This window comes from Streptomyces sp. CB02009, assembly GCF_001905825.1.
Lineage (GTDB): Bacteria > Actinomycetota > Actinomycetes > Streptomycetales > Streptomycetaceae > Streptomyces.
Map to the genome: position 1 here is coordinate 118421 of NZ_LIVV01000004.1, position 15031 is coordinate 133451.

The following is a 15031-nucleotide window of genomic DNA, read 5'->3' on the forward strand; positions in this document are numbered from 1 at the left end:
CCCCCTCTGCTCCCTCCCCCGTCCGGGGAGCGGGTCAGCGGCGGCGCCGCGGGCCCTCGTCCTCGTCGTCGTGCGGGCCGAACAGCTCGTCCGCGAGCGTCGGCAGATCGTCGAGCGGGGTCTCCTCCGCCCAGTCGGAGCGGCGGCGGGGCCGGCCGTTCTCGTCGAGCTGGGGCAGCTCGCGGGTCCGGTCGTTCGCGCCCTGCGGCTGCTGCCGGGCGGACCCGGCGTCCCGGAAGATGCCCTGCGGCACCCGGTCGACCGGGTCGGACGGCGGGGTGTCCCGGACGGACGGGGTGTCCCGGACGGCAGGCAGGACGGCGGTCTCCTCGGCGTCCCGCACGGGCCGCAGGACGGCGGTCTCGTCGGCCGCGCGCTCCTCGATCCGGGGCAGGACACTGGTCTCCGCCTCCGGCTTCGTGGTCCGCACGATCGGCGTGGCGACGGTGACCTCCTCGGGCGACACGGTCGGCGCGTCCGGCTCGGCGGCCGGCTTCCCGTCCCGCGCCCCGGCAGAGGTCCCTGCAGACGTCCCTGCCGACGCCCCGGCCGAGGTCCGGCCCCGCGCCCCGGCCCGCGTCGTGCTCGGCTCCGCGATCCGCGGATCCGGCTTCACGATCGGGGTCGCCTGGGTGACCTCGTTGGCCGAGAGCTCGACGGCCGCGGCCTCGGCGGCCCGCGCGGCCCGCACGGCGGCGGCCTCCGCCTCGGCCTCTGCCTTCTCCCGCGCGGCCTTCGCGTCGGCGGCGGCCTTCGCCTCCGCCGCTGCCTTCCTCTCGGCGGCGGCCCGCTCGGCGGAGGCCTTGGCCGCCTCGGCGCGGAGGGCCGCGGCGGCTTCCGCGGCGGCGCGCTCGGCAGCGGCGCGCTCCGCCGCCGCCTTGGCCGCGGCCTCGGCAGCGGTCTTCTCGGCGGCGGCCTTCGCCGCGGCCTCCTCCGCCGCCTTCGCGGCAGCCGCGGCCTCGGCCATCCGGCGGGCCTCCTCCGCGCGGAGCAGGGCCTCCTCCGCCTTGCGCTGCTTCTCCAGGCGGCGTTCCTCCGCCTCGGCCCGCAGCCGGGCCTCCTCCTCGGCCTCCTTGCGGAGCCGCTCCTCTTCCTCCTTGCGGGCCTTCTCCTCGGCCGCGAGGCGCCTGCGCTCCTCCTCGGCGGCGACGCGGGCCTCCTCGGCCTTGCGCCGGGCCTCCTCGGCCTGGCGCTCGGCCTCCAGGCGGCGCGCCTCCTCCTCCTCGCGGCGCTTGCGCTCCTCCTCCTCGGCGCGGAGCTTGGCGAGCTGCTCCTGGCGCTCGCGCTCCAGGCGCTCCTCCTCGGCCTTGCGGGCGGCCTCCTCCTCGGCGCGGCGGCGGGCCTCCTCCTCGGCCTTCCGGCGGGCCTCCTCGACGGCCTTCACCTCGGCCTCGGAGAGCGGCAGCATCCGGTCGAGCCGGTGGCGTACGACGGTGGTGACGGCCTCGGGCTCCTGCCCGGCGTCGACGACGAGGTAGCGGCTGGGGTCGGCGGCCGCGAGGGCGAGGAATCCGGCCCGTACGCGCGCGTGGAACTCCGGCGGCTCGGACTCCAGGCGGTCGGGCGCCTCGGTGAACCGTTCCCGCGCGGTCTCGGGGGAGACGTCGAGGACCACGGTCAGGTGCGGGACGAGCCCGTCGGTCGCCCAGCGCGAGATCCGGGCGATCTCGGTCGGTGAGAGGTCTCGGCCCGCGCCCTGGTAGGCGACGGACGAGTCGATGTAGCGGTCGGAGAGGACGATCGCGCCCCGCTCCAGGGCCGGCCGGACCAAGGAGTCGACGTGCTCGGCGCGGTCGGCGGCGTACAGCAGGGCCTCGGCGCGGTTCGAGAGCCCCGCCGACGACACGTCGAGGAGGATCGAGCGGAGCCGCTTGCCGATGGGGGTGGCGCCGGGCTCGCGGGTGACGACGACCTCGTGGCCCTTGGCCCTGATCCACTCGGCGAGCGCCTGGACCTGGGTGGACTTGCCGGCGCCGTCGCCGCCCTCCAGGGCGATGAAGAAGCCGGTCGGGGAAGGCGCCTGCACCGGGTCGGAGCCGCGCACCGCGTCGCGCAGGTCGCGGCGGAGCGGGACGCCCGCCCGGTCGTCGGTCTTCGCCAGGACGAGCGCGGCGACCGGCAGCAGCAGGGCGCCGATCAGGGCGAGCGTGAAGGCGGCGCCGCCGTGCTCGAAGACGAAGGTCCCCGAGTCGGAGGCGAGCCGGTGCGGTCCGATCGCGGCCGCGAGCAGCGGCGCGGCGAGCGCGCCGATCGCCATGCCGACGCGGGCGGTGGCCTGGAGGTGCTCGGTGGTGCGGGCCCTGCGGGGCTCCTCGGTCTCCTGGTCGACGAGGGTGTGCCCGGTGTTCGCGGCGACTCCGGCGGCGTAGCCGGCGAGGACGGAGAGGAGCAGCACGGTCGCCGTGTCCGGCACCAGGCCCATCGCGATCAGCGCGACGCCGGTGACGGCGGTCACGAGCGCGAGCAGCCGGCGCCGGGACAGGACGGGCAGAACCGAGCGGGCGGTGCGGATGCCGACGGCGGTGCCGCCGCTCAGCGCGAGGACGAGCAGCGCGTACGTGACGGGCCCGCCGCCCAGGTCGTAGGCGTGGAGTACGGCGACGGAGGCGGCCGCGGCGATGGCTCCGGCGACGGTGGCGCAGGTGAGGACGAGCAGCGAGAGGGCTCCGGTACGGCCCTTCTCGGCGCCTCCCTCGGCGCCCTTGTCGGTCGGCCGGCGCAGTCCCTCCAGGGGCGAGCGGGGCCGGGGGGTCTCCCCGCCGGGCAGCGCCATCGCGTACAGGACGGTGACGGAGGCGGCGAACAGACCGGCGGCCACGTACGAGCCGAGGGCGGCCTGGTGCAGCGAGAACCAGTCGATTCCGGCGCCGAGCAGGTTGCCGATCAGGGTGGCGACGAGCAGGACGGCGGCGGCGACCGGGACGGCGAGGAAGGTGGTGCGCTGGGAGAGCCGGCGCAGCGCGCCGAGGTGGTCGGGCAGCGGCCGTACGACCCCGCCCTCGATCGGCGGGGCGGGCAGCAGCGCGGGCGCGGCGCCCTCCCGGCTGACCGTCCAGAGCCGCTCGGCCGCGCCGGTGACGAAGACGGTGCCGAGCAGGTACCAGAGGGCGTTGCCGGGGGTCCAGTCGATCCACAGCGGTGCGATGACGAGCAGCGCGATCCGGACGCCGTCGGCGCCGATCATGGTCCAGCGCCGGTCGAGCGCGCCGCCGGGTCCGGTGAGGGCGGTCAGCGGACCGAGGAGGACGGCTCCGAAGAGGACCGAGGCGAGCAGCCGGGCGCCGACGACGGCGGCCACGGCGAACGCGGCGCCCCGTTCGCCCCCGCCGAGCGCACCCTCGGTCACCGCGGCCTGGAGGCCGAGGAGGACGAGCACGAGGAGGGCGAGCGCGTCGCCGGTGCTGCCGACGAAGTGGGCGCTCCACAACCTGCGCAGTGGCTGGTGGCGCAAGAGGGCGCGTACGGCACGCTCCCTGGAATCCGCGACGAGTGCGGCGTCGGAATCGCCGAGGCGGTCTGGCTGCTCTGCTCGCGTCATCCGTCCACCCTATCCGGACGGCCTTGCTCCCCGTGGCCTCCGCCCGAACATCCGGACGAGCCTGTGACAGGACGTACACACGAACGAAAAAGCGGGGGTGGAGGCGATCGCCTCCACCCCCGCCGGAACGTTCGTCCGCGGACCGGCTACTCCGGCTTCGCGGCCGCCGTCTTCTTCGCGGCGGTCGTCTTCTTGGCCGTCGTCGTCTTCTTGGCGGCCGTCTTCTTGGCGGTCGTCGTCTTCTTCGCCGCGGTCTTCGTGGCGGTCTTCTTCGCGGTGGTCGCCTTCTTGGCCGGGGCCTTCTTGGCGGTCTTCTTCGCCGGTCCCTTGGCGCGCTTCTCCGCGAGGAGCTCGTAACCGCGCTCCGGCGTGATGTCCTCCACGCTGTCGCCGGTGCGCAGGGTGGCGTTGGTCTCGCCGTCCGTCACGTACGGGCCGAAGCGGCCGTCCTTGACGACCACGGGCTTCTCGCTGACCGGGTCGGTGCCCAGCTCCTTCAGCGGCGGCTTGGCCGCCGCCCGGCCCCGCTGCTTCGGCTGGGCGTAGATCGCGAGCGCCTCTTCGAGGGTGATCGTGAAGAGCTGCGCCTCCTCGGTGAGCGACCGCGAGTCCGTGCCCTTCTTCAGGTACGGGCCGTAGCGGCCGTTCTGCGCGGTGATCTCGACGCCCTCGGCGTCCGCGCCGACGATCCTGGGCAGGGACATCAGCCGGAGCGCGTCCTCCAGGGTGACGGTGTCGAGGGACATCGACTTGAAGAGGGAGGCGGTACGCGGCTTCACCGCGTTCTTGCCGGTCTTCGGGGTGCCCTCGGGCAGGATCTCCGTGACGTACGGGCCGTAACGGCCGTCCTTCGCGACGATCTGGTTGCCGCTGACCGGGTCGGCGCCCAGCTCGAAGTCGCCGCTCGGCTTGGCGAGCAGTTCCTCGGCGAGCTCGACGGTCAGCTCGTCGGGTGCGAGCTCCTCGGGGACGTCGGCGCGCTGGTGGCCCTCGGCCTCCTTCTCGCCGCGCTCGACGTAGGGGCCGTAGCGGCCGACGCGGAGCACGATGTCGTTGCCGACGGGGAAGGAGGAGATCTCGCGGGCGTCGATCGCCCCGAGGTCGGTGACGAGTTCCTTGAGGCCGCCGAGGTGGTCCCCGTCGCCGTTGCCGGCGTCCGCGGCGCCGCCGGAGGCGGCCGTACCGGCCTCGCCCTCGCCGAAGTAGAAACGCTTCAGCCACGGCACGGACTGGGCCTCGCCCCGCGCGATGCGGTCGAGGTCGTCCTCCATCCGGGCGGTGAAGTCGTAGTCGACGAGCCGCCCGAAGTGCTTCTCCAGCAGGTTGACGACGGCGAAGCTCAGGAAGGACGGCACGAGGGCCGTGCCCTTCTTGAAGACGTAGCCGCGGTCGAGGATCGTGCCGATGATCGACGCGTACGTCGACGGGCGGCCGATCTCGCGCTCTTCCAGCTCCTTGACCAGCGAGGCCTCGGTGTAGCGGGCCGGCGGCTTGGTCGCGTGGCCGTCGACGGTGATCTCGTCGGCGGTCAGCGCGTCGCCCTCGGCGACCTGGGGCAGGCGCCGCTCGCGGTCGTCGAGCTCCGCGTTCGGGTCGTCGGCGCCCTCGACGTACGCCTTCATGAAGCCGTGGAAGGTGATCGTCTTGCCGGAGGCGCTGAACTCGGCGTCGCGGCCGTCGGCGGCCCGGCCGCCGATCTTCACGGTGACCGAGTTTCCGGTGGCGTCCTTCATCTGGGAGGCGACGGTCCGCTTCCAGATGAGCTCGTACAGCCGGAACTGGTCGCCGGTCAGACCGGTCTCCGCCGGAGTGCGGAAACGATCACCCGAAGGACGGATCGCCTCGTGCGCCTCCTGCGCGTTCTTGACCTTGCCCGCGTAGACGCGCGGCTTCTCCGGCAGGTAGTCGGCGCCGTAGAGCTGCGTGACCTGCGCGCGCGCCGCCGAGACGGCGGTGTCGGAGAGGATCGTGGAGTCCGTACGCATGTAGGTGATGAAGCCGTTCTCGTACAGCTTCTGCGCCACCTGCATGGTCGCCTTCGCACCGAAGCCCAGCTTGCGGCTCGCCTCCTGCTGGAGGGTGGTGGTGCGGAAGGGCGCGTACGGGGAGCGGCGGTACGGCTTCGACTCGACCGAGCGCACCGCGAACGCGGTGTCGGCGAGCGCGGCGGCCAGGGCGCGGGCGTTCGCCTCGTCCAGGTGGAGGACGCTCTCGCTCTTCAGCCGGCCGTCGGCGCCGAAGTCACGGCCCTGCGCGACCCGCTTGCCGTCGACCGCCGCCAGGCGTGCGACCAGCTGCGACGGGTCGGACGCGTCACCGGTGCGGCCGGTGGCGAAGGTGCCGGTGAGGTCCCAGTACTCGGCGGAACGGAAGGCGATGCGCTCGCGCTCCCGCTCGACGACGAGGCGGGTGGCCACCGACTGGACGCGGCCCGCCGACAGCTTCGGCATGACCTTCTTCCACAGGACCGGCGAGACCTCGTAGCCGTAGAGGCGGTCGAGGATGCGGCGGGTCTCCTGGGCGTCGACCATGCGCTGGTTCAGCTCGCGCGGGTTGGCGACGGCCTCGCGGATCGCGTCCTTGGTGATCTCGTGGAAGACCATCCGGTGGACCGGGACCTTGGGCTTCAGGACTTCCTGGAGGTGCCACGCGATGGCCTCGCCCTCGCGGTCCTCATCGGTGGCGAGGAAGAGCTCGTCGGATTCGGCGAGGAGCTCCTTGAGCTTCCTGACCTGCGCCTTCTTGTCGGCGTTGACGACATAGATGGGCTGGAAGTCGTGCTCGACGTCGACGCCGAGGCGGCGCACCTCACCGGTGTACTTCTCGGGCACCTCCGCGGCGCCGCTGGGGAGGTCTCGGATGTGCCCGACGCTCGCCTCGACGACGTAGCCGGGGCCCAGGTAGCCCTTGATCGTCTTCGCCTTGGCAGGCGACTCGACGATGACGAGTCGGCGGCCGCCGTGTGCGGCTTCGCTGGTCGGGGACAACTTCGCTCTTCTCTCCGGATCGACACTCTCTGGCACGTACGGCGCTGGCACGCACGGCAGCGGCACGGACGGTGACGCTCCCGTCGCTGCGGAGTGTGACGGTACAACCCGCCCCCGTGTCAAACGGCGAAAGCCCGCAACGGCCACTCGAACGGTAACCCGAGTCCTGGCATTCCTGCCGCCCGGACTCCCGGTCGGGCGGGGCGCGACAGGATCAGGAGAGGACCGGCGAGGGGGTCAGAGGCGGCCGAAGCACCAGACGCCGAGGGCGAGGAAGGCGGCGCCGGAGAGGCTCGTCAGCGCGACGGCGGCGCGCGGGGCGACCCCGTGGGCGACGGGCTCGCCGTGCAGTGTCCGCACGGTGGTCCACAGCAGCAGCGCGCCTCCGAACAGCGTGAACGCCGCCCCCGCGAAGATCGCCGGCCCGCTCTCCATGCCCGTACCCCGTTCCGTTCACGTGCGGTGTTGGTCTCCCGCTGCCGAGGCTGACACCTCCCGGCGTCGTGGGCGCGAATTCCGGGTGAACGACGCGGAGCATCCCGTACGGTTTCACGAAGATGGCCGGTAGTGACCCACCCGTCACTTCGCGCAAAGCTCCTGCTTCCCGGGCTGCCCGGGCCGCCCTCACGTCTCCTCCGTCACATCGTGTCGAGGGTGGCCCGGCGACGGCTGCCCCGCTCGAAGACACCGAGCAGGACGACGGCGAGCAGCCCCCAGCCGGCGCCCACGGCGAGCTCGGCCCCGAGCAGCGAACCGTCCAGACCGCCCCCGGCGGTCAGCCCGCGCGCCGCGTCCGCCGCGTGCGTGAGCTGCAGCAGCTCCCCGGCGGCCCGCATCCACCCCGGCAGCGTCTCCCGGGGCACGGCCGCGCCGGTCAGCAGGAGCAGTACGGAACTGGCCACGTTCGACACCAGGAACACGTCGCGGAAGCGGAGCCCGAGCGCGCCGAGCGCGAGCCCGAACGCCGAGCAGGCACCGGCCGCGACGAGCAGCACGAGACCGAGACCGGGCAGCGCCCCGGCGGGCACCGGCAGCCCGAGGACGAGCGAGGCGGCGGTGAGCACGAAGGCGCTGACGAGCAGCCCGTTGAGCACGTACGGCAGGGCGCGCCCGGTCCACAGCGGGACCCGGTGCCGGGGCGAGAGCAGGACCGCGCCGAACGTGCCGTACCGGCGCTCGTTGACGACGGCCATCGTGCCGCCGTACACACAGGAGGCGGAAGCCGCGAGGACGGCGTTCCCCACGAGGTGGAAGCGGTCGTCGGCGACCCCCAGTTCACGCCCCGGGTAGACGAAGAAGAAGACCTGGAGGAGCGGCCCGACCAGCAGGGTTCCGATGAACTTCGGCGGGGTCGTCCAGTTGAAGAGGGCCCGGTAGGAGATCGCCCCGCCGACGACGACGAGCCGCGCGGTGCCGAGGAAACGGAACATGGTTGTCGTGCCACGCCGTTGGGCCCGAGGAGCCCGAACAGTTCCCCCGGCGCCACGTCGAACGTGACGCCGCGGACGGCCTCGGTCTCAGTCTCGGTCTTCCGGGACTTCGGCCACCCGGTCCTGCCGGTGAAGGTGCGGCGCAGCGCGTCCGCCTCGATTGCGAGCATGCGCGGGACGGTAGGAGCCCGGGGAGGGCCGCGGCCATCGATTCGGAACGCCCCGAATCCTCGCGCCGCCTCCGGCCGGCCCGTCGTCAGGCCGCGGCCGCCGCCGCGAGGGCGCCCTCGCCGGCGAGCAGCGCGAGCAGGGAACGCCCGGTGTCCGTCAGCTGGTAGTACACCGAGCGCCCGACCCGGTGGCGGGTCACGACGCCCGCCTCCGCGAGCACCGACAGGTGCTCGGAGACCGTGCTGGGCGCGAGGCCCAGGCGGTCGGCGAGACCCGCCGTGGTCAGCGGACCGCCCAACTCGCGCAGGACCGCCGCCCGGCCGCGTCCGAGCATCAGCCCCAGCCGGTCCTCGGCGACGGGCTCGGGCGGCTCGCGCAGGGCGCCCGCGCCCCGGGCCTGGAAGCTGAGCGCGAACACCTCGGGGTCGTCCGTCGAGTACAGCCGGCAGCCCTCGGCGAAGACCAGCGGCACGAGGACGAGACGCCGCTCGCCGGGCGCGTACTCCGCGTCGACGTACTTGGTCAGTTCGAGCACGGGCGGCTGCCACCGCCCCCGCGCCTCCAGGCCGGTGAACAGCGCGTCGACGCCCTCGGTCCGAACGTCCTGGCGCGGACGGGCACTTCGTCCTCGACGAGCCGTCGCATCGTCGGCCAGTACGGCTCGACCGCGCCCTCCCAGTAGGCCGCGTACGCGTCGGCGAGCGCCGCGCAGGCGGCCTCCGGGTCCTTCAGATAGGGCCGCAGGAAGGGCGCGTCGGCCATGCCGGGGTAGCAGACGGCGACCTGGTCGCGGACGAACTCCGGGTCGGTGGCCCGCAGCGCGGCGAGCTCCTCGTGGACGTGGACCGTGCCGAACGGCCGGGGCAGCAGGAAGTCCGAGACCGTGTACCGCCCTTCCGCGAACAGGTCCCACAGCGGCCTGAGCCGGTCGTCCTCGCGCCACACTCCCCCAGACTTCGTCCGGGGGTGCCCCCACCCGCCGCCTGCCCGACCCACTCCTGGTACGGCCAGGAGGGGTGGCGGCGCGGCAGCGCGAGGTGGATCGAGCAGAACGCGTCCCGCAGCGGGCTGATCGCGATCCGGGTCGCCCCGAGCGAGGCCTCGTCCAGCTCGATCCGTATCAAGCGCCGTCCCCTCCCGAGGCGGGCGCGCCGTCCCCGTCCCCTACGGGCAGCAGGAAGCCCTCCTCCACGAGCAGCCGGATCGCCTGCGGGGTGCGGTCCCGCAGTATCACCGGGTCCTCGCCCATCAGCTGCCCGATCGCGTCGAGGATGCGCCCCGCGCTGAGGGTGCCGTCGCAGACCCCGGCGAACCCGGCGCCGACGTGGTCGACCCGGGTGGCGCGGCGCATGCCCCGGTTCTGCCGGAGCACGACGTGCTCCGGGTCCTCGGCGCCGGGGAGTCCGACCTGCTCCTGCACGACCTCGGGCGCGAGCGTGAACCGGTCGGCGAGGAGGGCCGCGTCGTCATGGGAGCGGAGGTAGTCCTGGCGCTCGAAGTGGGCGCGGACCGTGGGGCCGAGGGGCTGCTCGACGGGGTGCGGCCACTCCTCGACGACGATCGACGGCTCGACGGCGCCGGACGCCACGGCCTCGTTCCGCCGGACCGTGATCCAGCCGAAGCCCACCGCACGCGTCTTGCGGGCCTCGAACTCGTCGAGCCAGCGCCCGTAGGCCTCGCCGTACGCGTCCGGGTCGCCGCGGTGGTCGCCGCTGTCGCGCAGCCACAGCTCGGCGTACTGGGTGACGTCCTGGACCTCGCGCTGCACGATCCAGGCGTCGCAGCCCGCGGGCACCCAGGACCGCAGCCGGTCCTGCCACTCCTCGCCCTCGACGTGCTGCCAGTTGGCGAGGAACTGGGCGTACCCGCCGTCGTTCAGCCGGTCGCCCGCCTGCTGCACGAGGGTGCGGCAGAGGTCGTCGCCGCCCATCCCGCCGTCCCGGTAGGTGAGCCGGGCGCCGGGGGAGATCACGAACGGCGGGTTGGAGACGATCAGGTCGTACGTGTCCCCGTCGACCGGCTCGAACAGCGAGCCGGTCAGCAGCTCGGCCTCCCGGGCCCCGGAGAGCGCGAGGGTGAGCCGTGTGAAGTCCAGGGCGCGCGGGTTGAGGTCGGTGGCCGTGACCAGGGTGGCGTGCTGGGCGGCGTGCAGCGCCTGGATGCCGGAGCCGGTGCCGAGGTCGAGCGCGGAGGACACCGGCGTACGCACCGTGATCCCGGCGAGGGTGGTGGAGGCACCGCCGACGCCGAGGACGACCCCTTCGTCCTTCCTGCCGATCCCGCCGGCTCCGCCGACGGCGCAGCCCAGGTCGGAGACGATGAACCAGTCCTCGCCGTCGGGCCCGCCGTAGGGCCGGACGTCGACCGTGGCGGAGACGGTGTCGTCCTCGCGGACCACCCAGCCGTCGGCGAGGGCCTCGTCGAGCGGGAGCGCGGCGGCGGCCCGCTCGTGTCCGACGCCCTGCTGGAGCAGGAAGAGCCGGACGAGGGTCTCCAGCGGGGAGTCGCCGCGGGTGGCGCGCAGCGCGGGCACGGTCTCGCTGCGCGCGAGCGCGGCGTAGGCCGGGGCGCCGAGCAGTTCGAGGAGTCCGTCGGCGGTGAAGTCGGCGGCGAGCAGCGTCTCGCGCAGACGGGCGGCGTGCGCGGGCACCGGGAGGCGGGGGGGCAGGCTGGTCGTACTCACCGCTCCATTGTGACCGCCGCCACCGACAACCGGGCGGCCGACCCGGCGGCGGGCGTCGAGCGACCGGCGGACGACGGACGACGACCCGGCGGCGTGCGGCGGATCGCCGCTGCCACCGGGCCGGGCGGGGCACCTGGCGGAGGTCCCCGTCGGGCCGCCGCGGCCGGAGGTCCCGGGCGGGACGAGGGCGGCGGGACGGCCCGAGTGGGACGACGCGAGGGGGACGGCCCCGGCGGCACGGCCGCGAGCGGACGCCCGAGTGGGACGCCCCCCCGGCGGGACGGCTAGGAGCGGGACGACCCCGGGCGCGCGGCCCGAAGGGGATGCCCCCCGCGGGGCTACTCCTCGGTCTTGGCCGAAGCGCTCGGCTTGGCCGGCTTGGCCGAGGCCTTGTCGGAGGTGCCGGAGCCGGAGGCGGTGGAGCCGGGCTGCGGGGACGCCGAGCCGGAGGTCTTCGGCGAGGCCGACGCCGTGGGCTTCTGGCAGCCGGGCTGCTTGGCCATCGCCTGGCCCAGCTCGCCCTCCTCCAGCTTGGACAGGGCGTTCTGGTCCATCTTCTCGATCCTGGTCAGACCGTCCGCGACGCCCTGGAGGCCGTCCGCGAACTTCTGCTGGTTCGTCGGGTCCAGCGCGTCGACCTGCTTCTTGAGGCCCTCGTAGGCCACCGCGGTCGCGTTGAGCTCCTTGATCGCGTCCTGCTGGACCGTCTGGCCGTTCTCGACGGGCGGGGCTCCGGCGCTCTCGACGGCCTTGGCCAACGCCCGGTCGGCGTCGGCGATGTCCTGGAACGCCTTCGAGTCGGCCGCCTGGATCTCCGCGGGCTTGCTGTCCGCCGCCGTCGAGATGATGATCTGGTGGGCGTCGGCCCGCTTCTGGATCTGGGGCTTGGCCTGGTCGCAGAACGTCTTCGCCCAGTCGTCCACCTTGTTGCCCTCGTCGTCGCTGCAACCGGACAGCGCGAGCACGAGTACCGCGCCGCCGGACAGTGCGGCCGCAAGCTTCTTGTTCACCGGATCGGTCCCTTCCAAGGCTCTCGGCCCCGGAACATACACGCCGAACGGGCTACTTCCACCTTTCGTGCGACCGATTCATCCCGTATTGCAGTCTTTTGACCCAAGGGAGAGACCTCTCACGCGCCCCCGACGCGCCCGGGAATGAGACGGACACCACGCGTCGAGCCGGTCCTGACACCGCGTCCCGAGCCCGAACGGACGGCGCGGACGGACAGTCCGACCGGGCCCGCTCGGAGCCCGCTCTGAGCCGCTCGGACACCACGTCAGGACACCGTCACGGAACGCCTCTTGGAGACCCGCACGGCGGCGATGACGACGATCAGCGCGACCCCCGCGACCGCCGCACGGAGCCCCGCGCTGGCGTCGCCCCCGTAGCTGAACCGCACGACCGCGGGGGCGATGAGCAGCGCCACCAGGTTCATCACCTTCAGGAGCGGGTTGATCGCCGGTCCTGCCGTGTCCTTGAACGGGTCGCCGACGGTGTCCCCGATGACGGTCGCCTCGTGCGCCTCACTGCCCTTGCCCCCGTGGTTCCCGTCCTCGACGAGCTTCTTCGCGTTGTCCCAGGCGCCACCGGAGTTGGCGAGGAAGACGGCCATCAGGGCCCCCGTGCCGATCGCGCCGGCGAGGTACGCCCCGAGCGCGCCGACGCCCAGCGCGAAGCCGACCGCGATCGGGGCCATCACCGCGAGCAGTCCGGGCGTGGCGAGTTCGCGCAGCGCGTCCTTGGTGCAGATGTCGACGACCCGTCCGTACTCCGGCTTCTCGGTGAAGTTCATGATCCCGGGGTGCTCGCGGAACTGCCGCCGCACCTCGTAGACCACCGATCCCGCCGACCGCGACACGGCGTTGATCGCGAGCCCCGAGAAGAGGAACACGACCGCCGCGCCGAGGATGAGGCCGAAGAGGTTGTTGGGCTGGGAGATGTCCATCGAGAGGGTCAGCTCGTCGGCCTTCGCGCCGACCTCGGCGACCGAGGTGGCGATCGCGTCCCGGTACGAGCCGAACAGCGCCGCGGCCGCCAGGACGGCGGTGGCGATGGCGATGCCCTTGGTGATGGCCTTCGTCGTGTTGCCGACGGCGTCCAGATCGGTGAGGACCTGGGCCCCCGCCCCCCGTACGTCCCCGGACATCTCCGCGATGCCCTGGGCGTTGTCGGCGACCGGGCCGAAGGTGTCCATGGCGACGATCACGCCGACGGTGGTGAGCAGCCCCGTACCGGCGAGGGCGACCGCGAACAGCGCGAGCATGATCGAGGAGCCGCCGAGCAGGAACGCCCCGTACACGGTGAGGCCGATCAGGAGCGCCGTGTAGACCGCGGACTCCATGCCCAGGGCCACGCCCGCGAGGACGACGGTCGCGGGGCCGGTGAGGGAGGACTCGCCGACGTCCCTGACCGGCCGGCGGCTCGTCTCCGTGAAGTAGCCGGTGAGCTGCTGGATGAGCGCGGCGAGCACGATCCCGAGGGCGACGGCGACCAGGGCGAGCACGCGCGGATCCCCGGCGCGCTCGCGGATGCCCGGCTCGGTGACGCCCTCGAGCGCGGCGTAGGAGGAGGGCAGGTACAGGAAGGCCGCGGCGGCGACTCCGGCGAGCGAGATCACGGCGGAGACGAGGAATCCGCGGTTGATCGCGCTCATCCCGCCACGGTCGGAGCGTCGCGGGGAGACGGCGAAGATGCCGATGACCGCGGTGATCACGCCGATCGCGGGCACGATCAGCGGGAACGCCAGGCCGTGGTCGCCGAAGGCCGCCATGCCGAGGATGAGCGCGGCGACCAGGGTGACGGCGTACGACTCGAAGAGGTCGGCCGCCATGCCCGCGCAGTCGCCGACGTTGTCGCCCACGTTGTCGGCGATGGTGGCCGCGTTGCGCGGATCGTCCTCCGGGATGCCCTGCTCGACCTTGCCGACCAGGTCGGCGCCGACGTCGGCGGCCTTGGTGAAGATGCCGCCGCCCACCCGCATGAACATGGCGATGAGCGCGGCGCCGAGGCCGAATCCCTCCAGGACCTTGGGCGCGTCGGCGGCGTAGACGAGCACGACGCACACGGCCCCGAGCAGTCCGAGGCCCACCGTGCACATGCCGACGACCCCGCCGGTACGGAACGCGATCCGGGTGGCCCGGTGGGCCACCTCCGTCAGGTTCCTCCGGGGTTCGCCCTCGGCCGGCGTGGCCTCCCGGGCGGCCGCGGCGACCCGCACGTTGGCCCGTACGGCGAGCCGCATGCCGATGTACCCGGTGAGCACCGAGAAGAGCGCCCCCACCAGGAAGAAGAGGGAACGTCCGGCGCGCTGCGACCAGTTGTCCGCGGGCAGCAGCATCAGCAGGAAGAACACGGCGACCGCGAAGACGGCGAGGGTCCGCAGCTGCCGTGCGAGGTAGGCGTTGGCCCCCTCCTGCACGGCGGCGGCGATCTCCCTCATCCGCTCGGTGCCCTCACCGGCCCTGAGCACTTGGCGGACGAGGAGCCGCGCGACGACCAGCGCGGCGAGGGCGACGGCGCCGACGGCGTACACGATCGTCCGGTTCCCGCTCGTGAGCACCGCCGCGGCGAGAGATGTGGGGTACATGGGGACGGATCATAGGGAGACATACCGGTACACACGGGGATGCCGGAAACCCCCGCGCGGATGCACCAATCAGGGGGCGGCCTCCGACACGGGCCGCACGGGCGCAACGAGAAGAGGCCCTGCGGGGCAGGGCCTCTTCTCGTTGCGCTTCATGGCTCCGTACGGGTCAGGACAGGATGTCCGCCGAGTTCACCGGCCAGCTCATCCGGATGGTGCCGCCGTCCTCGCCGGCGCTCACCTCGACATCGTCGACGAGCCCGCGGATCACCGCGAGCCCCATCTCGTCCTCACCGTCGGCGTCGTCGAATTCCTCGGCCGGGGCCGCGTCCCGCGCGCCGGGGACACCGACGGCATCGGCCGCCGCGACCCCCGCACCCGGGACCTCGTCGCCGACCTCGATGGAGAAGGTCTTCTCCTCCTCGGTCAGCACGACCCTGATGGGCGTCGTCACGTCGTTGCTGCGGTGCAGCCCGACGGCACGCGAACACGCCTCGCCGACGGCGAGGCGCACCTCGTCGAGGACCGCCTCGTCCACCCCGGCCCGGCGCGCGACCGCGGCCGCCACCAGGCGGGCCGTACGGACGTGCTCGGGCTGAGCGCTGAAGCGGAGTTCAACGGTGGCCATACGAACCCCCT

10 protein-coding genes are annotated in these 15031 nt (G+C 73.5%); all 10 read right to left on the minus strand.

The genetic code is table 11. The features are described 5' to 3' along the window. Positions 1–34: 34 nt before the first annotated feature. The 10 genes from tmk to AMK27_RS16860 all read right to left on the minus strand — a co-directional run bounded on the left by tmk (position 35) and on the right by AMK27_RS16860 (position 15020). Complete coding sequence (gene tmk / locus AMK27_RS16820; RefSeq protein WP_073908032.1) at positions 35–3538, minus strand: dTMP kinase; 3504 nt, start codon at positions 3536–3538, stop codon at positions 35–37. 146 nt (positions 3539–3684) lie between these two features. After that, entirely contained in the window at positions 3685–6525 is a 2841-nt protein-coding gene (gene topA / locus AMK27_RS16825; RefSeq protein ID WP_073908035.1) for a type I DNA topoisomerase, read from the minus strand. Between the two features lie 237 nt (positions 6526–6762). Beyond that, complete coding sequence (locus AMK27_RS16830; protein ID WP_073908038.1) at positions 6763–6960, minus strand: hypothetical protein; 198 nt, start codon at positions 6958–6960, stop codon at positions 6763–6765. A gap of 203 nt (positions 6961–7163) precedes the next feature. Beyond that, positions 7164–7955 carry an ABC transporter permease gene (locus AMK27_RS16835; RefSeq protein ID WP_073908041.1) on the minus strand — a complete coding sequence of 264 codons (792 nt, stop codon included), beginning with the start codon at positions 7953–7955 and terminating at the stop codon, positions 7164–7166. 256 nt (positions 7956–8211) lie between these two features. Then, a complete protein-coding gene (locus AMK27_RS43705) occupies positions 8212–8661 on the minus strand; it encodes an ArsR/SmtB family transcription factor (RefSeq protein ID WP_241847523.1) in 450 nt (149 codons plus the stop codon). After that, complete coding sequence (locus AMK27_RS43710; protein ID WP_241847524.1) at positions 8649–9071, minus strand: hypothetical protein; 423 nt, start codon at positions 9069–9071, stop codon at positions 8649–8651. Before AMK27_RS43710 ends, AMK27_RS43705 begins: the two co-directional genes overlap by 13 nt. Before the next feature lie 175 nt (positions 9072–9246). After that, entirely contained in the window at positions 9247–10809 is a 1563-nt protein-coding gene (locus AMK27_RS16845) for a N5-glutamine methyltransferase family protein (RefSeq protein WP_073908044.1), read from the minus strand. 338 nt (positions 10810–11147) lie between these two features. Further along, positions 11148–11819 carry a small secreted protein gene (locus tag AMK27_RS16850; RefSeq protein WP_073908047.1) on the minus strand — a complete coding sequence of 224 codons (672 nt, stop codon included), beginning with the start codon at positions 11817–11819 and terminating at the stop codon, positions 11148–11150. A 266-nt stretch (positions 11820–12085) separates the two neighbouring features. Continuing rightward, entirely contained in the window at positions 12086–14395 is a 2310-nt protein-coding gene (locus tag AMK27_RS16855; protein WP_073908050.1) for a sodium-translocating pyrophosphatase, read from the minus strand. Positions 14396–14561: 166 nt separating this feature from the next. Beyond that, positions 14562–15020 carry an ATP-binding protein gene (locus tag AMK27_RS16860; protein WP_073908052.1) on the minus strand — a complete coding sequence of 153 codons (459 nt, stop codon included), beginning with the start codon at positions 15018–15020 and terminating at the stop codon, positions 14562–14564. Between the last annotated feature and the right edge of the window lie 11 nt (positions 15021–15031).

Coding starts and splice junctions, on each gene's coding strand:
- tmk (WP_073908032.1), bottom strand. CDS start 3,538: ATGACGCGAGCAGAGCAGCCAGACCGCCTCGGCGATTCCGACGCCGCA.
- AMK27_RS16830 (WP_073908038.1), bottom strand. CDS start 6,960: ATGGAGAGCGGGCCGGCGATCTTCGCGGGGGCGGCGTTCACGCTGTTC.
- AMK27_RS16835 (WP_073908041.1), bottom strand. CDS start 7,955: ATGTTCCGTTTCCTCGGCACCGCGCGGCTCGTCGTCGTCGGCGGGGCG.
- AMK27_RS16855 (WP_073908050.1), bottom strand. CDS start 14,395: ATGTACCCCACATCTCTCGCCGCGGCGGTGCTCACGAGCGGGAACCGG.
- AMK27_RS16860 (WP_073908052.1), bottom strand. CDS start 15,020: ATGGCCACCGTTGAACTCCGCTTCAGCGCTCAGCCCGAGCACGTCCGT.